General features: G+C 72.4%; 22 protein-coding genes and 1 pseudogene. 12 read left to right on the top strand and 11 right to left on the bottom strand.

Annotated elements, in window-relative coordinates; translation table 11 throughout:
- Positions 1-24 precede the first annotated feature (24 nt).
- Together K2224_RS30270 and K2224_RS30265 are read right to left on the bottom strand one after the other, a co-directional pair.
- Positions 25-2,436, bottom strand: a complete 2,412-nt coding sequence (locus tag K2224_RS30270) for an MFS transporter (RefSeq protein WP_221910384.1) — start codon at positions 2,434-2,436, stop codon at positions 25-27.
- Between the two features lie 448 nt (positions 2,437-2,884).
- Positions 2,885-3,586 (bottom strand): ScbR family autoregulator-binding transcription factor, encoded by a 702-nt coding sequence (locus K2224_RS30265; protein WP_313904807.1) that lies wholly within the window; start codon positions 3,584-3,586, stop codon positions 2,885-2,887.
- Between the two features lie 173 nt (positions 3,587-3,759).
- On the opposite strand from K2224_RS30265, the gene K2224_RS30260 reads away from it, so the two are divergent.
- Together K2224_RS30260 and K2224_RS30255 are read left to right on the top strand one after the other, a co-directional pair.
- Positions 3,760-4,749 carry a ScbA/BarX family gamma-butyrolactone biosynthesis protein gene (locus tag K2224_RS30260; protein ID WP_260693562.1) on the top strand — a complete coding sequence of 330 codons (990 nt, stop codon included), beginning with the start codon at positions 3,760-3,762 and terminating at the stop codon, positions 4,747-4,749.
- A 208-nt stretch (positions 4,750-4,957) separates the two neighbouring features.
- A complete protein-coding gene (locus tag K2224_RS30255; protein ID WP_221910382.1) occupies positions 4,958-5,722 on the top strand; it encodes an SDR family oxidoreductase in 765 nt (254 codons plus the stop codon).
- Here K2224_RS30255 and K2224_RS30250 read toward each other — a convergent pair.
- The 3 genes from K2224_RS30250 to K2224_RS30240 form a co-directional block, all read right to left on the bottom strand.
- A complete protein-coding gene (locus K2224_RS30250) occupies positions 5,700-6,251 on the bottom strand; it encodes a methylated-DNA--[protein]-cysteine S-methyltransferase (RefSeq protein ID WP_221910381.1) in 552 nt (183 codons plus the stop codon). The genes K2224_RS30255 and K2224_RS30250 overlap by 23 nt on opposite strands.
- Positions 6,248-7,840 carry a DNA-3-methyladenine glycosylase 2 family protein gene (locus tag K2224_RS30245; RefSeq protein ID WP_221910380.1) on the bottom strand — a complete coding sequence of 531 codons (1,593 nt, stop codon included), beginning with the start codon at positions 7,838-7,840 and terminating at the stop codon, positions 6,248-6,250. The genes K2224_RS30250 and K2224_RS30245 overlap by 4 nt, the downstream gene beginning before the upstream one ends.
- Before the next feature lie 187 nt (positions 7,841-8,027).
- A complete protein-coding gene (locus K2224_RS30240; RefSeq protein WP_221910379.1) occupies positions 8,028-8,255 on the bottom strand; it encodes a hypothetical protein in 228 nt (75 codons plus the stop codon).
- Positions 8,256-8,374: 119 nt separating this feature from the next.
- Here K2224_RS30240 and K2224_RS30235 point away from each other — a divergent pair, with 119 nt between their 5' ends.
- Positions 8,375-9,637, top strand: a complete 1,263-nt coding sequence (locus K2224_RS30235) for a cytochrome P450 (RefSeq protein ID WP_313904806.1) — start codon at positions 8,375-8,377, stop codon at positions 9,635-9,637.
- 63 nt (positions 9,638-9,700) lie between these two features.
- Here K2224_RS30235 and K2224_RS30230 read toward each other — a convergent pair whose 3' ends face one another.
- Positions 9,701-10,597 (bottom strand): 2-hydroxy-3-oxopropionate reductase, encoded by an 897-nt coding sequence (locus tag K2224_RS30230; RefSeq protein ID WP_221910378.1) that lies wholly within the window; start codon positions 10,595-10,597, stop codon positions 9,701-9,703.
- Between the two features lie 247 nt (positions 10,598-10,844).
- Positions 10,845-12,626 (bottom strand): glyoxylate carboligase, encoded by a 1,782-nt coding sequence (gcl, locus tag K2224_RS30225; protein WP_221910377.1) that lies wholly within the window; start codon positions 12,624-12,626, stop codon positions 10,845-10,847.
- 558 nt (positions 12,627-13,184) lie between these two features.
- On the opposite strand from gcl, the gene K2224_RS30220 reads away from it, so the two are divergent.
- On the top strand, positions 13,185-13,358 hold the full coding sequence (locus K2224_RS30220; RefSeq protein ID WP_221910376.1) for a hypothetical protein: 174 nt from the start codon (positions 13,185-13,187) through the stop codon (positions 13,356-13,358).
- Positions 13,359-13,648: 290 nt separating this feature from the next.
- On the opposite strand, the gene K2224_RS30215 is transcribed toward K2224_RS30220, so the two are convergent.
- The gene (locus K2224_RS30215; RefSeq protein ID WP_221910375.1) at positions 13,649-13,957 is read right to left on the bottom strand and encodes a hypothetical protein; all 309 of its coding nucleotides are present in this window, start codon (positions 13,955-13,957) and stop codon (positions 13,649-13,651) included.
- A gap of 339 nt (positions 13,958-14,296) precedes the next feature.
- A complete protein-coding gene (locus K2224_RS30210) occupies positions 14,297-15,520 on the bottom strand; it encodes an acyl-CoA dehydrogenase family protein (protein ID WP_221910374.1) in 1,224 nt (407 codons plus the stop codon).
- A gap of 178 nt (positions 15,521-15,698) precedes the next feature.
- Between K2224_RS30210 and K2224_RS30205 the strand changes: the two genes are divergently transcribed.
- Positions 15,699-16,385, top strand: coding sequence for a TetR family transcriptional regulator (locus K2224_RS30205; RefSeq protein ID WP_221910373.1), 687 nt, complete (start codon positions 15,699-15,701; stop codon positions 16,383-16,385).
- Between the two features lie 47 nt (positions 16,386-16,432).
- Here K2224_RS30205 and def read toward each other — a convergent pair whose 3' ends face one another.
- Positions 16,433-17,002: a peptide deformylase gene (gene def, locus K2224_RS30200; RefSeq protein WP_221910372.1), complete on the bottom strand. Its 570-nt coding sequence runs from the start codon at positions 17,000-17,002 to the stop codon at positions 16,433-16,435.
- Between the two features lie 190 nt (positions 17,003-17,192).
- Between def and K2224_RS30195 the strand changes: the two genes are divergently transcribed.
- The 5 genes from K2224_RS30195 to K2224_RS30175 all read left to right on the top strand — a co-directional run bounded on the left by K2224_RS30195 (position 17,193) and on the right by K2224_RS30175 (position 21,740).
- A complete protein-coding gene (locus K2224_RS30195) occupies positions 17,193-18,431 on the top strand; it encodes a MurT ligase domain-containing protein (RefSeq protein ID WP_221910371.1) in 1,239 nt (412 codons plus the stop codon).
- Between the two features lie 38 nt (positions 18,432-18,469).
- Complete coding sequence (locus tag K2224_RS30190; RefSeq protein ID WP_221910370.1) at positions 18,470-19,198, top strand: type 1 glutamine amidotransferase; 729 nt, start codon at positions 18,470-18,472, stop codon at positions 19,196-19,198.
- Between the two features lie 181 nt (positions 19,199-19,379).
- A complete protein-coding gene (locus K2224_RS30185) occupies positions 19,380-20,405 on the top strand; it encodes a 6-phosphofructokinase (RefSeq protein WP_221910369.1) in 1,026 nt (341 codons plus the stop codon).
- A gap of 116 nt (positions 20,406-20,521) precedes the next feature.
- Entirely contained in the window at positions 20,522-21,481 is a 960-nt protein-coding gene (locus K2224_RS30180; protein WP_221910368.1) for a cytochrome c oxidase assembly protein, read from the top strand.
- Between the two features lie 100 nt (positions 21,482-21,581).
- Complete coding sequence (locus tag K2224_RS30175) at positions 21,582-21,740, top strand: hypothetical protein (protein ID WP_221910367.1); 159 nt, start codon at positions 21,582-21,584, stop codon at positions 21,738-21,740.
- 55 nt (positions 21,741-21,795) lie between these two features.
- Here the strand turns inward: K2224_RS30175 and K2224_RS30170 are convergent, their stop codons facing one another.
- Positions 21,796-22,209, bottom strand: coding sequence for an SSI family serine proteinase inhibitor (locus K2224_RS30170; protein ID WP_221910366.1), 414 nt, complete (start codon positions 22,207-22,209; stop codon positions 21,796-21,798).
- A gap of 283 nt (positions 22,210-22,492) precedes the next feature.
- Here K2224_RS30170 and K2224_RS30165 point away from each other — a divergent pair, with 283 nt between their 5' ends.
- Positions 22,493-23,239, top strand: coding sequence for a 1-acyl-sn-glycerol-3-phosphate acyltransferase (locus K2224_RS30165; protein ID WP_221910365.1), 747 nt, complete (start codon positions 22,493-22,495; stop codon positions 23,237-23,239).
- Between the two features lie 204 nt (positions 23,240-23,443).
- Positions 23,444-23,941 (top strand): annotated as a pseudogene (locus K2224_RS30160) (YbaK/EbsC family protein).
- Positions 23,942-24,000: the final 59 nt, after the last annotated feature.

Below are 24,000 nucleotides of genomic sequence, written 5' to 3'. Positions count from 1 at the left end.
GTGTCGGAGCGTCGGGCGGGCCGCTCAGCGCCCCGTGCCCCCGCCCGGCTGGGCCAGGTCGAGATCCAGTCGTGCGTCCGCGCCCCTCGTCAGGGATATCGGTGCCGCGTGCGGCGGATAGCCGGCCACCGACAGGGTGTATTGACGGCCCGTCAAGTCCGGGAAGGCATAGGCGCCGTCCGGTCCGGTGACCATGTGGCCGGTGACCGTTCCGTCCTCCAGCAGGGTCACGGCGGCCTCGGCCAGCGGGCGGCCGTCCGGACCGCGGACCGTACCGCGCACGGTGGCGGTGGGTCGCAACCGCACCTCGTGCAGTCCCTCGGCCCTCCGCCCCGCAGCCCCTCCCCCGCCGGTCAACTGGACCGAACGGGCCTCCGGTTGGTGCCCGGGAGCGCTGAGGACGAGGGTGAAGTCGCCGTCCGGCAGCCGGGCTGTCTTCCAGCGTCCGTCGGCGTCGGTCGTCGTGCGGGTCACCACGTCGCCGTGGGCGTCGGTGACCACGACGCTCGCGTCGGCCAGCGCCGTCCCGTCCGGGCCACCGCGCAGGGTGCCGGCCAGGCGGCTGCCGGCGGGCGTCAGGACGAGCCGCGCCTCGGCCACCGTGGCCGCACCGGCGCAGGTGGCCGAGACGGCCCGCGGGGTGTGGCCGGGGGCGGCGCCGGTGAGGACGTAGGTGCCGGCGGCCGGGACGGCGAGCGCGTAGCCGCCGTCGGCGGCGGCCGTGGTGACACCGGCCTGGCGGCCGTGCCGGTCGATCAGCGTGACCGTGGCGCCCGGCACCGGTTCGCCGGCGGCGTCCACGACCCGCCCGCGGAATCCCGCTGCGGCAGGGGCGTCCGGCAGGGCCGGGATGGCGGCGTCGGTGGCGGTGGCCTGACCGGTTGTCCCGTCGGCCGCGGCGCCCTGCCCCTCACCTCGCGCGTGCCGCGCCGCCGACGGCTCCTGTCCCGCCGTTGTCTCCCGCGCCGGGGGCGCCTTCCGTTGGGACGGCAGGAAGGCCGCCACCAGCACGCCGAGGGCGACGGCGGCGGTGGCGATCAGGAACGAGACCCGGAACCCGGCCATCGTAGGCACCTCGACCGGCCCCAGCGGCTCGGACATATGGGCCAGCACCATGCCGATCACGGCGCTGGACACGGAGGTGCCGATCGACCGCATCAGGGTGTTCAGCCCGTTGGCCGCGCCGGTCTCGGACGGGTCGACGGCGCCGACGATCAGCGCCGGGAGCGAGGAGTACGCCAGGCCGATGCCGGCGCCGACCACCACCGCGATGATGACGGTCTGCCAGGGGGCCTGCATCAGGCCGAGCCCGCCGCCGTAGCCGATCCCGATGACCAGCATGCCCAGCAGCAACGAGGTCTTGGGGCCGCGGCGAGCGGCGATCCGCGCGTACACCGGCGCGACGAACATCATCGTCAGCCCCAGCGGCGCCACGCAGAGCCCGGCCACCACCATCGACCGGCCGAGGCCGTACCCGGTCGACGTGGGCAGTTGGAGCAGCTGCGGCAGCACCAGCGAGATGGCGTAGAACGCCACCCCGACCGTGATGGAGGCGAGGTTGGTGAGCAGCACCTCGCGCCGCGCGCTGGTGCGCAGATCGACCAGCGGGTCGGCGATCCGCAGCTCCATCAGGCCCCACAGCACCAGGATCACCGCCGCCGCCCCGAACAGGCCGAGCACGAGGGGCGATCCCCAGCCCCAGTCGCTGCCCTTGGTGATCGGCAGCAGCAGGGCGACGAGGCCGGCGGACAGCCCCAGGGCGCCTGCGACGTCGAAGCGGCCGGGCGCCCGCACCGAGCTCTCCGGGACGACGAGCAGCGTGAGCAGCATCGACAGCACCCCCAGCGCGGCGGAGGTGAAGAACAGCGCGTGCCAGTCGGTGTGTTGGGCGACCAGGGCGGCGAAGGGCAGCGCGAGTCCGCCGCCGACGCCTATCGAGGAGCTCATCAGGGCCATGGCCGAGCCGAGCCGCTCCCTGGGCAGTGCGTCGCGCATCAGACCGATGCCGAGGGGTATCGCGCCCATCGCGAAGCCCTGCAGCGCCCGACCGACGATCATGACGATCAGCTGGCTGGTGAAACCGCAGATCAGCGAGCCGACGACCATGATGCCGAGGCTGGCCAGCAGCATCCGCCGCTTGCCGTGGAGGTCGCCGAGGCGGCCCATGATGGGGGTGGCGACGGCACCGGCGAGGAGGGTGGCGGTCATGACCCAGGTGGCGTTGCTGGGCGCGGTGCCGAGGAGGGTCGGCAGGTCCTTGATGACCGGCACGAGCAGCGTCTGCATCACCGCGACGACGATGCCGGCGAAGGCGAGGACGGGGACGATGCCGGCGCGCGGTCTGCGGTGGCCGCCCTCGGGAGGCCGGGGCAGCGGTGGCGTGGCGGCGGAATCCGTCGTCCTCACGGGGAGTTGGTCCGTCATCGTCCGGGTCATGCGTACGGCCTCCAGGGGGGCAGGAGTGAGCGGAGGGGGGCGCCGTGCGCGGCGGCGCACGCTGCGCGGGGAGGAATGACCCCTTGATACGTGCATGACGAACGTGTCAGTGCGGGGGCCTATTCCAGGCCATGCGCCCCGATCTCGAACCTCGGGCGGTGATCTCGACCACTCCCACCGCACCCGATCCCCACCTGCGCCAACTCTCGTACGCGGCCCATCCCTTCGGACCCACCGCCCCGCCCATCGCCCCTCCCGCAGCATCGTTCCGGACACTGCTTCCAGTGAACCGCACGCCACTGACAATCAGCCGGACGAGGGATCAAGGGAGGGTCAAGCCCGAAGCGCGTTCACCCCGTCCGCGCCGGGGACGGAAACGGCGTATCCACGCACGAAGGGATCTACCGTCCGGCCGCTCCGGTGCACCGAGGGGTTCCACGGGCCCTCGTCACGGCACCGCGCCCTCGAAGGCCACCCCTGTCTCGGCGGCGCTCTCCCCGCCCTCCCGGACCGCGCCCTCCCGGAGTTCCGCGTCGAGCCGGGCCCCCCGGTCCGGGTCGATCCTGAGCTTGGTGAGGACGGCCGGGACGGCGATGGTGGGCAGGGTGTGCTCGAAGAAGACGGTCAGCCGATGGCTGACGTCGTTCTGGTCGGTGAACGCCTTGGACATCATCTGGAGGCCGGCGAAGGCGCCGACGAACAGCTCGGCGGCGTCCCGTACGTTGACGCTCTCCAGGATCTCGCCCCGCGCCTTGGACTCCTTCAGCATGCCTTCGACGAAGCCGGTCCAGGCCGTCATCGACTCCCTGCGGTCGAGGTGGTTGGAGCCCTGCTCGATGGCGAGACGGGCGGCACCGCGCTGGATCGGGTCGTGCCGCAGGCGGTACGCCAGGATCTGCCCCGCGTCCACGAACTCCTGCAGCTTGATCTGCTGGGGCCGGACCGCGATGTCGAGCACCTGCTCGTGCAACACGGCGAGCGCGAGCTCTTCCTTGGAGGGGAAGTGGAAATACAGGGCGCCCTTCGTCACGCCGGCCCGCGAGAGAATCTCGGCGATGGTCGCGCGATCGAAACCCTGTTCGTCGAAAACCGCCGCGGCGACTTCCAGGATCACTCGTCGCGTCCTGATCGCGCGGTCCTGACGTGCCACAGATCGCCTCCCGTCTCTCAAAGGCTCAAGCTTTCCCAGCAAATTGCCGGAGCTCAAGTTTCCTCCAGATCGGCGAATCCCCCGCGCCTTCACACCGGCATTGAAAAGAAAACCGGATGGTACGTATCTTAACCGTGTCCGGAGCTCTCCCATAGAGACGTATAGGGGCTGTCATGAGCGACACGTTGCAGGCCAGCCGCACGGTTCCAGCCACGAACCGACGCTGGACGCAGCAGGTCCAGGAGTCCCCGGCCGACGACCGGCGGGGGTCGGACGCGACCGCCCCGGTCCCCCACGAATTCGTCCATCGACCCATGGGCGAAGACATCTTGATCACATCCTGGCGGCGGCTGGGAAACGATCATTTCTCGGTGATCGCCCAGTGGCCGCACAATCACCCCTACTTCACCCCGAACCGGGGCCGGCATCACCCGATTCTCGCCGGCGAGACAATCCGGCAGGCCGGGCTGCTGGTATCCCACACGGAATTCAGTGTTCCTCTCGGCCATCACTTCATCCTCAATGACATCGTCTACACCACCGACCCCGAACACCGCGTCACCGGGAGCGGCCCGACACCGGTGACCATCGATGTCGTGTGCAGCCAGACGCGAATGCGGGCCGGTGCGCTGGCCGGCAGCCGCTTCGGCATGACCTTCCGCACCGGCGGCCGCATCGTCGCGACCGGGCACTCCCACGTGAGCGTGACCGCACCGGCCGTCTACCGCCGGATCCGCGGCGAACGGATCACGGCCCGCCGCCTCCCCGGCCCGCTCCCCGCCCCCGTTCCGGCCGAGTTGACCGGCAGCGCCGACGAGAGCGACGTGCTCCTCTCCCCCACCGGACGGCCGGGACGATGGCTGCTGCGGGTGGCTCCGGACCACCCCACGGTCGTCAACCCCACGAACGACCATGTGCCGGGCCTGTCTCTGCTCGACGCGGCGCAGCAGGCCGCCCGTGCGCTGACCGGGGGCACCGGCTTCGTCCCGTACGCCTTCGGCACCGAGTTCCACCGCTACGCGGAACACGGACTGCCCTGTCTGATCGAGGCGCGGCGGAGGGCGTCGGCGGTCCCGGGCACGACGATGGTCCAGGTCACCGGGGTCCAGGACGGCGAGCCGGTCTTCACCTCGAACCTGACGTCGTTCGATCCGCTTCTGTGACCGGACGAGCGGCCGCCGTCGGTCCACCCGACGCCCCTCCTCCGGGCGAGCACCCGCGCGCCCCCCTCTCTCGCCCCGGGCCCGATCGGCTCGTGATCCGAGTGGGCAGATGACACTCCGGAACGACGGCCGGGCCGCCCGCACAGCACACTCCCCGGTCACGGCGGCGACGAGCCGCCACGAGCACTACGGAAGGCCGACAACGACCATGGGTGATCTCCACGGAAAGATCGCGCTGGTGACGGGATCCAGCCGGGGCATCGGCCGCGGCATCGCCCGGCGCCTCGCCCGCGACGGTGCGCTGGTCGCCGTCCATTACCGAAGCAACGAGACGGCGGCGAAGGAGACCGCCGGGAGCATCCAGGACGAGGGCGGCCGGGCGTTCCTGGTCGCCGCGGAGCTGGGGGTCCCGGGCGATGCCGAGGCGCTGTTCGCGTCCTTCGACGCCGGGCTGGCCGGGATCGGGGCGGAACCGGGTCTGGACGTCCTCGTCAACAACGCCGCGATCAGTCTGCCGGGGCACATCGGCGAGGTGACGCCGGAGGAGTTCGACCGGACCGTCGCGATCAACGCCAAGGCCCCGTTCTTCCTGATCCAGCACGGTCTGCGGCGGATGCGGGACGGCGGACGGATCGTCAACGTCTCGTCCGCGGTCACGACCACGGCGTTCCCGTCGACCATCGCCTACGGCGTCTCCAAGGGCGCGCTCGACACCCTCACCCGCACTCTGGCCGCGGACGTCGGCGAGCGCGGCATCACGGTGAACACCGTGGCGCCCGGTTTCATAGAGACCGACATGAACGCGGCGATGCGGGCAACTCCCGAGGCGCATGCGGCACTTGCCGCCATCTCGGTGTTCAACCGGCTCGGCCGGCCGGCCGACGTCGCGGACGTGGTCGCCTTCCTCGCCTCCGCCGAGTCCCGGTGGATCACCGGGCAGCGGATCGATGTCACCGGGGGGTCGAGGCTCTGACGGGGTGTGGGGCGCGGTCCCGGGGCGAGGCCGGGGCCGTTCCTTCCAGGTCGAGGAGGAGGCGCTTGCGGTCCAGGCCCCCCGCGTAGCCGGTGAGCGAGCCGTCGGCGCCGATGACGCGGTGGCAGGGCCGGACCACCAGCAGGGGGTTGGCGCCGATCGCCGTTCCGATGGCGCGGACGGCGCCGCGCGGCGCGCCGATGGCGGCGGCGATCGCCCCGTAGGTGGTGGTCGTGCCGTAGGGAACGGCCTCCAGGGCCGCCCAGACACGTTGCTGGAAGTCGGTGCCGCGCGGGACGCACTCGACGGTGAACGGCTCCCGGGCCCCGTCGAAGTACGCCGTGAGCCGGCGGGCGATGCCGGTGAACGCGGCCGGGTCGTGCGTCCAGTCGGCCTGGACGACCGCCCCGCGCTTCTGGCCCGGCACGGAGAGCGAGGCCAGCGCGGTGCCGCCGGGCGCGGTGGCGGAGCGCTCGCCCACCAGCAGGAGCGGGCCCAACGGGCTGTCGAGCGTGGTGTACAGGGTCATGCGTCGGTCCGTTCTGTCGGGTTCCGGTGCCGTTCGGGGGCGCCGGTGGGCACGGCGTGGGCCGCGGCCCAGAGGTAGTGCGTGGCGTACGAGCGCCAGGGGCTCCAGACCGCCGGGTCGGCGTCCGGGGGCGGTGCGCCGAGGAGGACGTCGGGATCGCCCAGGGCCCGCATCCGGAGGTAGCCGGCGGTCCACGGGCCGATGCCGGGGAGGGCGCGGAGCGCGCGGCCGGCCCGGTCGCGGTCCATACCGGCGTCCAGGACGACGTCCCGGGCGGTGAGCGCGGTGGCGAGGGCGCGCAGCACGGCGGTGCGCGAGGGGGCCAGGCCCAGGCCGGTGAGCGGCGCGTCCGCCAACTCCGCGGCCGGCGGGAAGAGATGGGTGAGGGTGCCCGAGGGCCGCGGCAACGGCTCGCCGTGCGCGGCGACCAGACGGGCGCCGTGGGCTCGGCCGGCGGCGGTGCCGGACCGCCCCAGGACGGCGCGCACCGCCAGTTCCTCCGGGTCGACGGTCCCCGGGGACCGCAAACCGGGCCGGCGGGCGACCAGCGGGGCCAACGCGGGGTCCGCGCCGAGCCGTTCACCGACCGCGTACGGGTCGGCGTCCAGGTCGAACAGCCGGCGGACGCGCTGGGCGGCGGTGGCCAGGTCCCGCAGTTCGGTGAGGTGCAGCCGGCAGTCCAGCCAGCCGTCGCCGGTGGCCTCGTCGACCTCCGCGATGCCGGTGCCGACGGGCAGCCGCAGGGTCCGCCGGTACGTCCGGCGGCCGGGCTCGCCGATGACCTCCTCGGTCCCGTCGAGCGCCCGCCGCGCCAGGTAGTCGAAGATCTGCCGGGCCGCGTACGGGCCGCGGTACGCCAGTCGCAGCGGCAGCACACCGGGCGTGCCGGACGGGACCGCCGGGCCGCCGGAGGAAGTGCCGCCACCCGGCGGCGACGTCGAGGAGACCGGGGCCTCCCTTGCGCATGGGGGTCCCCCCGATCGAACGGAGTTGAGATGGGGGGAGGGGTTGAGAGCTCGGGGAAGGCCGGGCGACGGGCGGGCGTCCCGCAGTGCGCTCGGGGTCAGCGCGTAGATCTCCTTGATGGTGTCGTTGAACTGCCGGACGCTGGCGAATCCGGCGGCGAAGGCGATCTCGGCGATCGGCAGGCCGGTGGTCTGGAGCAGTACCCGCGCGGTGTGCGCGCGCTGGGCCCGGGCCAGCGCGGCGGGCCCGGCGCCCAGCTCGGCGGTCAGCTGGCGCTGCACCTGCCGGGCGCTGTAGCCGAGCCGGTCCGCCAGCCCGGCCACGCCCTCGCGGTCGACGACCCCGTCGCCGATCAGCCGCATCGCCCGCCCCACGACGTCCGCCCGGGCGTTCCACTCGGCCGAGCCGGGGACCGCGTCGGGGCGGCACCGCCGGCAGGCCCGGAAACCGGAGCCCTGGGCGGCCGCGGCGGTCGGGAAGAAGGTGACGTTCCGGCGCCGCGGGGTGGTGGCGGGGCAGCTCGGCCGGCAGTAGATGCCCGTCGTCGACACCGCGAAGAAGAACGCCCCGTCGAACCGGGCGTCCCGGCTCCGTACCGCCTCGTACCGGCTGTCCTCGCTCATCACATTCCCCACTGTGCGCCCTGCCGGGCCCGTCCTCTGGCGGAAATCGGACGCGATGCTGACGGCCGGCGTCCGGTCGTGAGGGCGGGTACCGGTGCGCGCACGACAGAGCGGCCGGCGATGCTCGTGGGCGGGGCCGACCGCAGGGGGAAACGGTATCGCGGGGCGCCGGGCGGGGCGGGGCCCGTCAGGCCGACGGCATCGGCCAGTCGTCCAGGGTGCCGCCGCGCCACTCGACCAGGCGGGGGTCGTCCAGGGCGATGTCCCGGGCCGGGTCGGCGACGCCCGCACGGCGGAGGAACTCCGCCACATCGCCGCGGCCGTGCGCCAGGCCGACGATCTGCCCGTGCACGGTCACCCGACGGCCACCGGAGGGCGTCGGTGGGTGCACGATGACAGGCGGATGCTCGGACATGCCTCCAGCGTGCGCCGGGCTCCGCGCGCTCGCACCTCGGCGGCGGGATCTCACTCGGACGGCTGGGACCCGGTCCGGGCGGGCGCGGACCCGACGGCGAACGAGAACGCGAGGCGGAAGTGAACAACCCCATGGAGTCGGCCGAGTTCTCCCGGGACCCCTACCCCCTGCTCGCCGCGCTCCGGGCGCGCGGCCCGGTGCAGCGGGTGCGGACCGGCAGGGACCGTACGACGTGGGTGGTGACCGGCTGGGCGGAGGCGCGGGCGGCGCTGGCCGACGGGCGGCTGTCGAAGGACACCGGCCGCTACTTCGCGGACCGGCCCTCCGGGCGCGATCTGGCCCCGGCCGTCAGCCGGAGCATGCTGGCCACCGACCCGCCGGACCACGGCCGGCTGCGGAAACTGGCCGTGGCGGCCTTCACCCCGGCCGCGGTGAACCGGCTGGAGCCCCGCGTCCGGGAGATCGCGGAGGGGCTGGCCACGGCGCTGGGCCGGGCCGCGGAGGCGGCGGACGGCGGACCGGTCGATCTGGTCGAGGGGTTCGCGGCGCCGCTGCCGATCGCGGTGATCTGCGAACTGCTGGCGGTGCCGGACGCGGACCGGGCGGCGGTGCGCCGGTGGTCCGACGACCTGTTCGCGGCGGCGGATCCCGACACCGCCGACCGGGCCTCGCACGCGCTGGCCGGCTATATGACCGAGCTGATCGCGGCGCGGCGGGCGGCGCCCGGGGACGATGTGCTGAGCGGTCTGATCGCCGCCCGGGACGCCGGCGACCGCCTCACCGAACCCGAACTGGTCTCGCTGGCCGTGCTGTTGGTGGTCGCCGGGCACGAGACCACGGCCAATCTGATCGGCAACGGACTGTTCACGTTGCTCCGCGACGACGCGCTGCGCGCCCGGCTGCGGGACGATCCCGGGCTGCTGCCCAAGGCGGTGGAGGAGTTCCTGCGTTTCGAGGCGCCGGTGACGCTGGCGACCTTCCGCTACGCCACCGAGCCGTTCGAGCTCGGCGGCGCCCGCATCGGGGCGGGGGACGTGGTCCTGGTCTCGCCCGGTGGCGCCAACCGCGATCCGGCGCGGTTCGACGCCCCGGACACGGTACGGCTGGACCGCCCGGCCCCGGGTGGCCATCTCTCCTTCGGGCACGGCCCGCACCACTGCCTGGGCGCGCCGCTGGCCCGGACCGAGGCGCGGATCGCCTTCGAGGTACTGCTCGCCCGCTTCCCGGGATTGCGACCGGTCACGGACGGACGGGACGGCTCCGACGGCGGGGTGCGCTGGCGGCGGACGCGACTGATGCGGGGGCCGGCCCGGCTCCCGGCGTTCCTGGGGCCGGCCGCGGGCGGCCGCGACGGTGGATGGCGGCGACCCTCCGGAGCGTAGCGGAAGCGGAACGCACCGGTGCCGCGGCCGCGGTGCGGCGGCCACGGCACCGGTTGTACGGGATCAGCTCTTGAGGTCGTATCCGGAGAGGCGTTCGACGCCGCGGAGGAGGGCGGAGTGGTCGAGGTTGCCGTCGCCCTGGGCGCGTAGGGAGGCGACGAGGTTGGCGACGACGGAGCCGACGGGTAGGGCGGCGCCGACGGTGCGGGCGGCGTCGGTGACGATGCCCATGTCCTTGTGGTGCAGGTCGATGCGGAAGCCGGGTTTGAAGTCGCGGTTGATGAAGTTGCCGGTCTTGCGTGCCAGCACGGTGGAGCCGGCCAGGCCGCCGCCCAGGACGTCGAGGGCGGCGGGCAGGTCGACGCCGGACTTCTCCAGGAAGACCACGGCCTCGGCGCAGGCTTGGATGTTGACGGCGACGATGAGCTGGTTGGCGGCCTTGACGGTCTGGCCCGAGCCGTGCGGGCCGCACAGCACGATGGTCTTGCCCAGGGCCTGGAGGATCGGGGTGGCGGCGTCGAAGTCGTCGCGGTTGCCGCCGACCATGATCGACAGGACGGCTTCGATGGCGCCGGCCTCGCCGCCGGAGACCGGGGCGTCCAGCACCCGGATGCCCTTCTCGGCGGCGTTCGTGGCCAGGTCGATGGAGGTCTGCGGGGTGATCGAGGACATGTCGATCAGCAGCGCGCCGCGCTTGGCGTTCGCGAGGATCCCGTCGGGGCCGTAGGCGATGGCCTCGACCTGCGGGGAGGCCGGGACCATCGTGATGATCACGTCGGCCTCGCGCACGGCCTGGGCGATCGAGGTGGCCGCGGTGCCACCGGCGGCCGCCAGCCGCTGGAGCTTGTCGGCCTCCAGGGTGTAGCCGGTCACGTCGTAACCGGCCTTGATCAGGTTCTCGGACATGGGCGAACCCATGATGCCCAACCCGATCCAGGCGATCTTGGGAAGACTGCTCATCGAAAAGCCTCTTTCACACGCAAACGTAAAGGGGGGAGGGCGGCAGGCGACGCGAGCGCCGGGTTCAGCGGGCCGCGCGCAGGGCCGGGGGGAGCCAGCCGAAGGACTCGGCGCTGGGGCGCTCGCCCGGATGACGGATTTCTCTTCTTGCTTTACGGGATGCTGGGGGCGCCGGGCACGGGGTCGAGCCATGCCCGGCATCCGGACCGGATCGGCCCGGAACGGGTCCGGAATCCGGCTGCGCCCGTCAGACCTTGAGCGGCTTGATCGCGGTGGGCGCGTGACCGGGCTCGGTCGCGAGCTCCTCCCACTCGTTCACCTTGTCGATCTCCGCGGCGGCCATGGAGATGTTGGTGATCCGCTCCAGGATCGCCTCGACGACGACCGGGACGCGGTGCTCGGCGGCCAGCTTCTTGGCCTCCTCGAAGGCGGCGCCCAGCTGGTTCGGGTCGGTGACCCGGATCGCCTTGCAGCCCAGGCCCTCGGCGACCTTGACGTGGTCGACGCCGTAGACGCCCAGCTCCGGCGAGTTGATGTTCTCGAACTCCAGGTTGACCTGGAAGTTGATGTCGAGGTTGCGCTGCGCCTGGCGGATCAGGCCCAGGTACGCGTTGTTCACCAGGACGTGGACGTAGGGGATCTTGTGCTGGGCGCCGACCGCCAACTCCTCGATCATGAACTGGAAGTCGTAGTCGCCGGAGAGCGCGACGACCGGGGTCTCCGGGTCGGCCTTCGCGACACCGAGCGCGGCCGGGATGGTCCAGCCGAGCGGGCCGGCCTGGCCGCAGTTGATCCAGTGGCGCGGCCGGTAGACGTGCAGCATCTGCGCGCCGGCGATCTGGGAGAGGCCGATGGTGGTGACGTAGCGGGTCTCCGGACCGAACGCCTTGTTCATCTCCTCGTAGACGCGCTGCGGCTTCATCGGGATGTCGTCGAAGTGCGTACGGCGCTGGAGTTGGGCCTTGCGCTCCTGGGTGGAGGCGGCCCAGTCGCCGCGGTCGGGCAGCTTGCCGGCGGCCTTGAGTTCCTTGGCCACCTCGACGAACAGCTCCAGGGCCGCCTTGGCGTCCGAGGCGATGCCGTAGTCCGGGGCGAAGATCTTGCCGATCTGGGTCGGCTCGATGTCGACGTGGACGAACTTACGACCCTTGGTGTACAGGTCCAGCTTGCCGGTGTGCCGGTTGGCCCAGCGGTTGCCGATGCCGAGGACGAAGTCGGACTCCAGGAAGTTCGCGTTGCCGTAGCGGTGCGAGGTCTGGAGGCCGACCATGCCGGCGTTCAGCTCGTGGTCGTCGGGGACGATGCCCCAGCCCATCAGGGTCGGGACGACCGGGGTGCCGGTCAGCTCGGCGAACTCGACCAGCAGGTCGGCCGCGTCGGCGTTGATGATGCCGCCGCCGGCGACGATCAGCGGGCGCTCGGACTCGTTGAGGAGCGCGATCGCCTTCTCGATCTGGGCGCGGGTCGCGGCCGGCTTGAAGGCGGGCAGCGGCTCGTACGTCTCCGGGTCGAAGTCGATCTCGGTGAGCTGGACGTCGATCGGCAGGTCGATCAGGACCGGGCCGGGGCGGCCGGAGCGCATCAGGTGGAACGCCTGCTGGAAGACGCCGGGGACCTGGGCTGCCTCCATGACCGTGGTCGCGGCCTTGGCGACCGGCTTGGCGATCGCGGCGATGTCGACGGCCTGGAAGTCCTCCTTCTGGATCACCGCGGTGGGGGCCTGGCCGGTGATGCAGAGGATCGGGATGGAGTCGCCGGTCGCGGAGTAGAGGCCGGTGATCATGTCGGTGCCGGCCGGGCCGGAAGTGCCGATGCAGACGCCGATGTTGCCCGGGTGGGTACGGGTGTATCCCTCGGCCATGTGCGAGGCGCCCTCGACGTGGCGCGCCAGCGTGTGGTCGATCCCGCCCGCGGCCTTGAGCGCCGCGTAGAAGGGGTTGATCGCCGCGCCCGGCACTCCGAAGGCGTTGGTCACGCCCTCGCGCTTGAGGATCTCCACCGCAGCGCGGGCGGCTGTCATTCGAGGCATCGAGTACTCCTGCGTCGACCTGTCACGGGCATGTCCGACCTAAGCGGCCGGCGCTGAATTCCGCATCATGGAATCAATGTTTTGCTTTATGGAAGTGAACGTAGAGCGAGTCCCCCGGCCCGTCAAGGGGCGCCCTCGACGCGAGCCCGCCATGAGACGGGGCCGCGGAGGCACGGAAACCGCACGCCCGAAGACCGCCCGGCACGCGACGCATCGAACCGGGCGAACGGCGACCCGAGAGAGGGGGTCCGACATCCGCGGCGGGGGCCCGGCGGCAGGCGCACCGGCGCATCCACGCCGACACCCGCCCCCTGCCCGGCAATTGACGCTGCGTCAGCTTCAGGCGGGCACAGATCCGGCGTAACGCGAAAAACGCTGGCGAACGCCCCGATACCCCGGGAGCCGTGACCGCCCTTCAGGCATCGCCGTCTCACCGATCGGACGTGGAACTGATCACATACGAGGCGAGGGATGCGCTCGACGTGGTTGGGTAGTCGGGCGCCGGCGCGCGCCGTACCCGGCTGCCGCCGTTGCCTAACCGATTTTCAGGAGTGACCGATGCCCGCCCCCGTCCCAGCCCCCGCACCCGCCCCGGCGAGCGGTTCACCGATCTACGAGAGCCTGGTCTCGAAACACGGCGATGTGGTCGCCGAGAGCCGCCGCGTCGCGCAGGAGACCCAGCGGGAAGCCGACCGGCTGCTGCACTTCGCCCCGCGCGACGGCCGGGACTGAGCACACGCCGGAGCACGGGCCGGGGCACCCGCCCGGCCCCGCTCTCCGGCCACTGTTCCCCCACCGCGACGCGCCCCCGGGCCGACGCGACAGACCCGTCGGCCGAATTCCGGCCTTTCTGGCGGGACACCGCGGAAACCCCGGCCGCCGGCCGCGCGCCGGCACCTCCCCCGAATTCAGATCTGGCTTCCGTGCCGCCGAGTCGTTATTCGCGGCGGTACCCGGACGACGGAAACACCCCGCCCCTCCTTCGGCGTGCGGGCCGAAGGAGGGGCGGGATCCGGAGGGTTTTACTGGACCTGCTCCGGACTGTTCTCCGAGTGGCCCTGGCCCTTTCCTTCCTTGCCGCCGCCCTTGGCTTCCTTGCCCCCCTTGCCTTCCTTGCCTTCCTTGCCCTGGTCGCCGTGGTGCTCACCGTGGTCCGAGCCGTCGTCACCGAAAGCCCAGCGATAGCCGGCATTGTCGTTGTTGACGTCCTGGAAGTTCATGGTGGACGCGTTCATCACGCCGCCCCATTCATCGTCGGCGACGGCGGTGCCGGCGGAACCGAGGAAAGCGGCCGAACACACAAGTGCGGCGGCGGTGAGCGCGGTGCGCATACGCATGCTGTGCTCCGAAATATCGTCGGGGTCGCTAGGACGTGGAAATTCATGCCACCAATCCCCGGCCATCACGCCATGTTTCACCCGCTCGGCGGTTTGACCGGGTGCTACCGGTGGCGGCCCGACGCGACCCCACGTAAGGTGCCCGGCCGCCCTCCGGCGACGCCGGGATTCCGCCACCTGGATATCGGCCCTCCGCCGTTCGCGAAATGGGGCGGGAAACGATGCCCGAAACGGCTCGGGAAACCATGCACGAAACCGCACGAAAGGCGCCGTCCGATAAGGAGCGGCGCCCTCCGTGGCGAGCCGGCTAAGCAGTCCGGCGGGAATTCCCCGTCAGCGGATCGGCATCCCCGACAGCGTCCGGGCGATGACCAGCCGCTGGATCTCGCTGGTGCCCTCAAAAATGGTGTAGATGGCGGCGTCACGGTGCATGCGCTCGACCGGGTACTCGCGGGTGAAGCCGTTGCCGCCGAATATCTGGATCGCCTGGGCAGTGACCTTCTTGGCCGTCTCACTGGCGAAGAGCTTCGACATCGAGCCCTCGGCGTGCTCGAACTTCTTTCCCGTGGTCGCCATCCAGGAGGCGCGCCATACCAGCAGGCGGGCGGCGTCGATCTGGGTGCGCATATCGGCGAGTTGGAAGGCGACGCCCTGATTGTCGATGATCGGGCGGCCGAACTGCTCGCGGGTCTTGGCGTACTCCAGGGCCTCCTCGTACGCCGCGCGGGCGGTGCCCACCGCCATCGCGCCGACGGCCGGGCGGGACGCCTCGAAGGTGGCCATCGCGGCGTTCTTCACACGCTCGCCGCCCTTGGCGCGCTCGCGGGAGCGGGCCAGTCGCTCGTCGAGCTTGTCCTTGCCGCCGAGCAGGCAGTGGCCGGGGACCCGGACGTTCTCCAGCACGACCTCGGCGGTGTGCGAGGCGCGGATGCCGTGCTTCTTGAACTTCTGGCCCTGGGAGAGGCCGGGGGTGTTCGGCGGGACGATGAAGGAGGCGTGCCCCTTGGAGCCCAGCTCAGGGTCCACCACGGCGACCACCACATGGACGTTGGCGATCCCGCCGTTGGTCGCCCAGGTCTTGGTGCCGTTGAGCACCCACTCGTCCTTGGCCTCGTCGTAGACGGCGCGGGTGCGCATCGAGGCGACGTCGGAGCCGGCGTCCGGCTCGGAGGAGCAGAAGGCGGCGACCTTGACGTCCGTGGCGTCGCCGTACATCTGCGGGACCCAGGTGCCGATCTGCTCCTCGGTGCCGTTGGCCAGGACGCCGACGGCGGCGAGGCCGGTGCCCACGATGGACAGCGCGATGCCGGCGTCGCCCCAGAACAGCTCCTCCATGGCCATCGGGATGCCGAGGCCGGTGGGGTCGAAGAACTGCTGGGCGTAGAAGTCGAGGGAGTACAGGCCGATCTTGGCGGCCTCCTGGATCACCGGCCAGGGGGTCTCCTCGCGCTCGTCCCACTCGGCGGCGGCAGGGCGCATGACGTCCGCGGCGAAGCCGTGAATCCAGTCACGGACTTCCTTCTGCTCGTCGTTGAGTTCCATGGTGAACTCGGCCATGTCCCCTCCAGTGGTGCGTACAGCCAGCCGTTACTTCCGGTAACCGAAGTGTGTTACTCGCCAGTAATGGATGTCAACTCCTCCCGGACGCCGATTTGGCCGCGGAGTTCGGGACCAGGCGAGTCCGGGTGTTACGTTGCGCGAGCGCCACGGATTCACAAGGGTGGGGAGCACGACCATGGACAGCATCGACAGCACCGGACAGAACGGCACGGAGCAGCCAGGCGCCGACGGGGGCGACCGGCAGCAGACCGCGACCGAACGCAGACGGCGGGAGCTGCTGGAGGCGGCCGAGCGCATCGTGTTGCGCGACGGCCCAGGCGCGTCGATGAACGCGATCGCCGCCGAGGCCGGGATCACCAAGCCGATCCTCTACCGGCACTTCGGCGACAAGGGCGGCCTCTACCGCGCCCTCGCCGTCCGGCACACCGACGCCCTGCTGGCCAACCTCCGGGCCGCTCTGGACGCCCAGGCCCTGCGCCGGGAGCGGGTCGAGGCCACCCTCGACGCGTATCTGGTCGCCATCGAGGCCCGGCCGCAGGTATACCGCTTCCTGATGCACCCCGCCGACGAGGACATCCCCTCGGAGTCCGGCTTCGACGTCGGCCGGCACTCCGCGCCCCTGCTGCGCCGGCTCGGCGAGGAACTGGCCAAGGTCATCTCCGAACGGCTCGACCTGGGGCCGGACGGCGAGGAGCGGGCCCGGGTGTGGGGGCACGGCATCGTCGGCATGATGCACGCGGCCGGCGACTGGTGGTTGCGCGAACGCCCCTGCTCCCGTGAGCAGTTGGTGCGCCATCTCACCGATCTGCTGTGGGGCCAGCTGGCCACCGTCACGGACCTCGCCGACGGCCCCGGATTCTGAACCGACGGCCGCGGTTCCCGACGGTCTCGGGAACCGCGCGGGCGGCGTCAGGCCGGGGTCGCCGCCCGGTCGTCGGACGCCGCCGCCCACGGGGCCCGGGCCGCGGCGCGCAGCGCCCGGCGGCGGCGCAGGCCGGTGAGGCGGTCGACGTAGAGGCCGCCGCCGAGGTGGTCGCACTCGTGCTGGAGGCAGCGGGCGAAGAACCCGGTGCCGGCCACCGTCACCGGTGCGCCGGTGAGGTCGAACCCGGTCACCACGGCGTGGTCGTGACGCGGGGTGCCCGCCTCGATACCGGGCAGCGAGAGGCAGCCCTCGGGCCCGCGGACCACCGGCCCGTCCGCCTCGACGAGCCGGGGGTTTACCAGGTGCCCCAGATGCCGGCGCTCCTCGTCGTCGGGGCAGTCGTAGACGAACACCCGCAGCGGGACGCCGACCTGGTTGGCGGCCAGGCCCACGCCGTTCGCGGCGTACATCGTCGCGAACATGTCCTCGACCAGCGCGGCCAGTTCGCCGTCGAAGGCGGTGACCTCCGCACAGGGGCGGGTGAGGACCGGATCGCCGTACAGACGCAGCGGGCGGGGGCGGCCGGAGCTGCCGGGGATGGTGCGGTGGCGCATGGGCCCAGGGTACGGGCCGGGCGTTCCTGAGGGCGTCACACAGGTGGCGGAGTTCGGGCCGGCCGCCGGATCTCGATAGGCTGATCCCCGACCGAAGCCTCCGGCCGGTCGGCGACCGCGGAGGAGGCGCAATCTCACGGCAGCCCCAGCCAGGGCAGGAGTGCGCCGGATGCAAGGAGGAGCTAGGACGATGGCAGGCAACACGGAGCCGCTGTCGCCGCGGGCGAAGCTGGCGGTGACGGCCGGCAAGGCCGCGGCAGCGGTGTCGCGGGCGGCGGGCCGGGGCAGCGGATCGGTGATCGGCGGCCGGGTGGCGCTCAAGCTCGACCCCGACCTGCTGGCCTCGCTGGCCAGGCACCTGGACGTGGTCCTGGTGTCCGCCACCAACGGCAAGACGACCACCACCCGGCTGATCGCCGAGGCACTGCGGGCCAGCGGCCCGGTGGTGTCCAACGCGCTGGGTGCCAACATGCCCGCGGGCATCACCTCGGCGTTGGCCGGCGGCTCGGACGCCAAGTTCGGCGTCATCGAGGTGGACGAGAAGTACCTCGCCACGGTGGCCCGGGACGTCACGCCCAGGGCCATAGCGCTGTTGAACCTCTCCCGGGACCAGCTCGACCGGGCCGCCGAGACCCGGATGCTGGCCGAGCGCTGGCGGGAGGGCCTGTCCGGCTCCAAGGCGCTGATCGTCGCCAACGCCGACGACCCGCTGATCGTCTGGGCGGCCTCGTCGTCGGCCAACGTGGTGTGGGTCGCCGCCGGCCAGGAGTGGAAGGACGACGCCTGGTCCTGCCCCTCGTGCGGCGGTGTGATGCAGCGGCCGGGCGACGACTGGTTCTGCGCCGAGTGCGGTTTCCGCCGGCCGACGCCCAGCTGGGCGCTCTCCGGCGACCACGTCCTGGACCCGCACGGCAGCGCGTGGCCGATCAAGCTCCAGCTGCCGGGCCGCGCCAACAAGGCCAACGCCACCACCTCCGCCGCGGTCGCGGCCGCCTTCGGGGTGCCGCCGCAGGTCGCCCTGGAGCGGATGTACTCGGTGCAGGCGGTGGCCGGGCGCTACGACGTGGTCTCCTTCCAGGAGCGCGAGCTGCGCCTGCTGCTGGCCAAGAACCCGGCCGGCTGGCTGGAGACCTTCTCGCTGATCGACGGGCCGCCGACCCCGGTGATCATGTCCGTGAACGCGCGCGGTGCGGACGGCACCGACACGTCCTGGCTGTGGGACGTGGACTACACCCGGCTGGCCGGGCACCCGATCTTCGTGCTGGGCGACCGCCGGCTGGACCTCGCGGTGCGCCTGGAGGTCGCCGGGCTCGACTTCCAGGTGTGCGAGACCCTCGACGAGGCCGTGCGGCTGGCGCCGGGCGGACGGATCGAGGTCATCGCCAACTACACGGCCTTCCAGGACCTGCGCCGCCGCGTGGGCAACTGACTGCGGTCCACGGACGACACGGACAAGGACGAGCGAGCATGAGTGACAACAGCCTCCGCGTGGTGTGGATCTACCCGGACCTGCTGAGCACCTACGGCGACCAGGGCAACGTCCTGGTGGTGGAACGGCGGGCGCGGCAGCGCGGCCTGGACGTCCAGCGCCTGGACGTCCGGTCCGACCAGCAGATCCCCACCTCCGGGGACATCTACCTGATCGGCGGCGGCGAGGACCGCCCGCAGCGGCTGGCGGCCGAGCGGCTGATCCGCGACGGCGGCCTGGATCGCGCGGTCTCCAACGGCGCGATCGTCTTCTCGGTGTGCGCCGGCTACCAGATCCTGGGCCACGAGTTCATCAACGACCTCGGCGAGCGGCAGCAGGGCCTGGGGCTGCTCGACGTGGTCAGCACCCGGGGCGAGGGCGAGCGGTGCGTCGGCGACGTACTGGCCGACATCGACTCGCAGCTGGGGCTGCCGCCGCTGACCGGCTTCGAGAACCACCAGGGCGTCACGCACCTGGGGCAGCGGGCCCGGCCGTTCGCCAAGGTCCGCTTCGGCAACGGCAACGGCGTCGGCGACGGCTACGAGGGCGCGTGGAACGAGACCGTCTTCGGGACGTACATGCACGGCCCGGTGATGGCCCGCAACCCGCATATCGCGGACATGCTGATCAAGCTGGCGCTGGACGTCAACGCACTGCCGCCGGCCGACGACCGGTGGTACGAGGCGCTGCGCCAGGAGCGGATCGCGGCGGCGACGCAGAGCGCCTGACGGCCCGCGCGCAGACGGCCGGATCGGGGCCCACGGCCCGGATCCGGCCGTTTCCCGTGCGCAGGTGTCCGCACTGCGGGCGCTCGTGTGCCGGGGCGCCGCGCGCTTGTAGGCTGAGGGCCATCCAACCGGACGACGGGGTCCGGGCATCCGGTTGAGTTGCGATGGGTTTCTACGAGCAATGCGTATTGGTGTCCTCACCTCCGGCGGCGACTGCCCCGGTCTGAACGCCGTCATCCGGTCCGTCGTCCACCGCGCCACCGCCGATCACGGGGACGAGGTGATCGGCTTCGTGGACGGCTGGAAGGGCCTGCTGGAGTGCGATTACCGCAAGCTCGACCTGGACGCCGTCGGCGGCATCCTGGCCCGCGGCGGCACCATCCTCGGTTCTTCGCGGGTGCAGCCCGCCCATCTGCGGGACGGCGTCGAGCGCGCCCGCGGCCATGTCGCCGAGCTGGGCCTCGACGCGATCATCCCGATCGGCGGCGAGGGCACGCTGAAGGCGGCCCGGCTGCTGTCGGACGCCGGGCTGCCGATCGTCGGCGTGCCGAAGACCATCGACAACGACATCGCCGTCACCGACGTGACGTTCGGCTTCGACACCGCGGTGGGGGTGGCGACCGAGGCACTGGACCGGCTCAAGACCACCGCGGAGTCGCACCAGCGGGTGATGATCGTCGAGGTGATGGGGCGGCACACCGGATGGATCGCGCTGCACTCGGGGATGGCGGCCGGCGCGCACGCGATCGTGGTGCCGGAGCGGCCGTTCGACATCGCGGAGCTGACGGCGCGGGTCGGCGAACGCTTCGAGGCCGGCAAGAAGTTCGCGATCGTGGTGGTCGCCGAGGGCGCCAAGCCGCGCGAGGGCACCATGGCCTTCGACGAGGGCGGCACCGACGTGTACGGGCACGAGCGGTTCGCCGGGGTCGCCCGGCAGCTGTCGGTGGAGCTGGAGCGGCGGCTCGGCAAGGAGGCCCGCCCGGTCATCCTCGGCCACGTCCAACGCGGCGGTACGCCCACCGCGTACGACCGGGTGCTGGCCACCCGATTCGGCTGGCACGCGGTGGAGGCCGCGCACCGCGGGGAGTTCGGGATGATGACCGCGCTGCGCGGCACGGACATCACGCTGGTGCCGCTCGCCGAGGCGGTGGCGAGCCTGAAGACGGTGCCCGCCGAGCGCTACGACGAGGCCGAGTGCGTGCTGTGATCCGTCGATAGCCCGCCCGCGGGGTTTCCCCGTCGGAGGCGCCCCCGGCCGCTCCACCGGCCGGGGGCGCCTCTACGCTTGTCGCCGGAGCATTGGTACGAATCAGGAGCGAGCGGATGCATCACAGCGGGCACGGCATGGACGGCATGAACATGGATCTGCCGCCGTTCACGCTGGGGCGGGGCCTCGCGTTCGGCGGTGATGCGTTCTTCCTGGTCGGCTGTCTGCTGGCGCTGCTGCTGTACGGCTGGGCGGTGGTCCGGCTGCGGCGGCGCGGGGACGCGTGGCCGATGGGCCGGACCGTCGCCTGGGTGCTGGGCGTGCTGACGGTCGCGGTGACGATGTGCACCAAGCTGAACGACTACGGCATGGTGATGTTCAGCGTCCACATGGTCCAGCACATGATCATCAGCATGCTTTCGCCGATCCTGCTGCTGCTCGGCGGGCCCGTGACGCTGGCGCTGCGCGCGCTGCCGGCCGCCGGGCGCGGCCGCAGGGGCCCGCGCGAGCTGCTGGTGGCACTGCTGCACAGCCGCTACATGCGGATCATCACGCACCCGGCGTTCACCATCCCGCTGTTCATCGCGAGCCTCTACGCGCTGTACTTCACCCCGCTGTTCGACTTCCTGATGCAGTCCCGGGCCGGGCACATCGGGATGATGGTGCACTTCCTGGCGGTGGGTCTGGTCTTCTTCTGGCCGATCATGGGCGTGGACCCGGGGCCGCACCGGCCGGGGTACGTGATGCGGATGCTGGAACTCTTCGCCGGGATGCCGTTCCACGCGTTCTTCGGGATCGCGCTGATGATGGCGTCCGAGCCGATGGTGGGCACCTTCCTGAACCCGCCGGCCTCGCTGGGCGTCGAGGCGCTGGGCGACCAGCAGGCGGCCGGCGGGATCGCCTGGGCGTTCAGCGAGATCCCGTCGGTGGTGGTGCTGATCGCGCTCGTCTACCAGTGGTACAAGTCCGAGGAGCGGCAGTCGGCGCGCTCCGACCGGGCCGCGGAGCGCAACGGCGACAAGGACCTGGCGGACTACAACGCCTATCTGGCCTCGCTCAACGCCCGGGGGCGGTGAGCGGTCGTCTGGCGATGCGGGCCGCGGCCGGGGACGATGGTTCCCTGGCCGCGGCCCGCGGCGTTGTGCCGGTGGCCGCCGCCGCGAGGAGGTTGCGGGTATGCCCGGATCTGCCAGGGCGATGGCCGTGTGCACGGTGTGCGCACTGGTGGCGGCGACCGCCTACACCGTGGCGCTGGGCGCCAACGGCTGGGTGTGGTTCCTGTGGGTGGTGCTGGCGCTGGTGACGGCGGGAGTGGTGACGGCGCAGCGGATCTGAGCCGTCGGGCGGGAACCGTCGGGCGCCATCGGCCGGGACCGCGTCGGAAGCGGGATCAGAAGCGGAAGACGGCGCCGGTGGCCGCGTCCATCGCGCACGCGTTGGGGTACTCCCGCTGCCAGTCGACGGGCCTGCCCCGCCAGCTGCCGGAGGCGGTGGCGGTGACCGGGTCGTACTCCCGGGTGCAGACGTGCGGATCGCCCCGCAGCGCCCTCGGGTCGCCGTGCGCGGAGGCCAGTTGGTGGCAGGCGGCGGCGCCGTGCGGATGGCTGCCGCGGGTGTCCGGGCAGGTGAGGTGCAGCCCGCGGATCCAGGTGTCGCCGGCGCCGGACACGGTCAGGAACAGGCCCTCGGACGGGTCCGGTTCGGCGGCGCGGGCCGATGCCGCGCCCAGTGCGGTGCACAGCGCCACGGTCACGCCCGCCGCCAGAGCGGTACGGGAGGTTCGGCGTCGGCGGCTCACGGGCATCGGGGTCTCCTGGAACGCTCGGGGCGGTGGCCCGGGGGCCGGGTGCCTGGACGGCGGACGGCGCCCGGCCCCCAGGCCACTCCCCCGTGCGCCGGCGCACAAGCGGGCACGCCGGGCGGTCGCCCGTACGGCCCCGCGGGCGCCCGGGCCCGGTGGGGGCGGGAACGGTCCGGCACGGTTACGGACGGCGGCTTCCGCGCCTACACTGACGCCCCTGGTCGTCCCCTGTGACCTGGCACGATCCGGCCGCGCCGGCGGTCCGGGGACGGGATAGGGGGCCGCCGTGCTGTATCAGGTGCTGAAGTACGTCCTGCTCGGTCCGTTGCTGCGGCTGGTCTTCCGGCCGCGGGTGGAGGGGCTGGCGCATGTGCCCGAGGAGGGCCCGGCGATCATCGCGGGGAACCACCTGTCGTTCGCGGACCACTTCGTGATGCCGGCGATCGTGCCGCGCCGGGTGACGTTCCTGGCCAAGGCCGAGTACTTCACCGGCGCCGGGCTCAAGGGGCGGCTGACCGCGGCGTTCTTCCGCGGGGTCGGGCAGATCCCGGTGGACCGCTCGGGGGGCCGGGCGTCCGACGCGGCGCTGGCCTCGGGGCTGTCGGTGCTGCGCAAGGGGCGGCTGCTGGGGATCTATCCGGAGGGCACCCGCTCGCACGACGGGCGGCTGTACAAGGGGCGTACGGGCGTCGCGGCGCTGGCCCTGGAGGCGGGGGTGCCGGTGGTGCCGTGCGCGATGATCGGCACGTTCGAGGCGCAGCCGACCGGGCGGCGGCTGCCGCGGGCGATGCGGGTGACGGTGCGCTTCGGGGCGCCGCTGGACTTCTCGCGGTATGCGGGACTGGTGGACGAGCGCACCGCGCTGCGGGCCGTCACCGACGAGATCATGTACGCCGTCCTCAAGCTCTCCGGGCAGGAGTACGTGGACGTCTACGCCCCGGAGGCCAGGGCCGCGGCCCAGGCGGAGGCCCGGGCGCACGGGCGGCGGGGGCACGGCGGCGGCAGCCGGTCCGCCGGTCCGGGCGCCGGGTAACCGTTCGCGGCGCGCGGTGGCCGGCGTCTACGGTGATCTTCGTGATCGTACGGATACGGGGGCGGCGCCGGTGAGCGCCCGGCTGCGCGGACTCCCCCACGGGGCCGCGCTCACGGCGGTGTTCCCGGTCCGACGGCGAAGTCGGAAGTGCGCGGCACCGCGTGGTGCGGCGCCGCGCGGTGCGAAGAGAGGGCGCGGACAACGGTGAGCGAGCACGAGACCGAGTACGAGACCTACGCCAAGCTGATCGGCCTGCTGGACGAGCGCGGGGCGCGCTACCGGATCCACGAGCACGCCTAGGAGGGGGCCACGGAGGCGGTCAGCGCGTTGCGCGGGAACGCCGTCGAGCAGGCCGCCAAGTGCATCGTGGTGATGGTGAAGTTGGGCAAGAAGAGCAAGCGCCATGTGCTGGCGGTGGTGCCGGGCGACCGGCGGGTGGATCTGGGGGCGGTGAAGGCGCTGTTGGGCGGCTCGTACGCGGGGTTCGCGACGCCGGAGGTGGCGGAGCGGCTGGCGGGCTCGGTCAGTGGCACGATCCTGCCGTTCTCCTTCGACGAGGAGCTGGAGCTGATCGTGGATCCGGCGCTGCTGGCGCACCCGGAGATCTACTTCAACGCGGCGCGGCTGGACCGTTCGCTGGAGCTGGCGACCGAGGACTACACGGCGATCGCGGAGCCGCGGGTCGAGGCGATCGCGGGCTGAGCGGGGACGCCGAAAAGAGCCGGGGCGGTCGGGAGAGTCTGCTCCCGACCGCCCCGCTG

Origin of the sequence: Streptomyces sp. BHT-5-2, from assembly GCF_019774615.1 — a bacterium.
In the GTDB taxonomy this organism is placed as follows: Bacteria; Actinomycetota; Actinomycetes; order Streptomycetales; family Streptomycetaceae; genus Streptomyces.
This window is presented reverse-complemented; position numbering and strand designations above follow the sequence as displayed.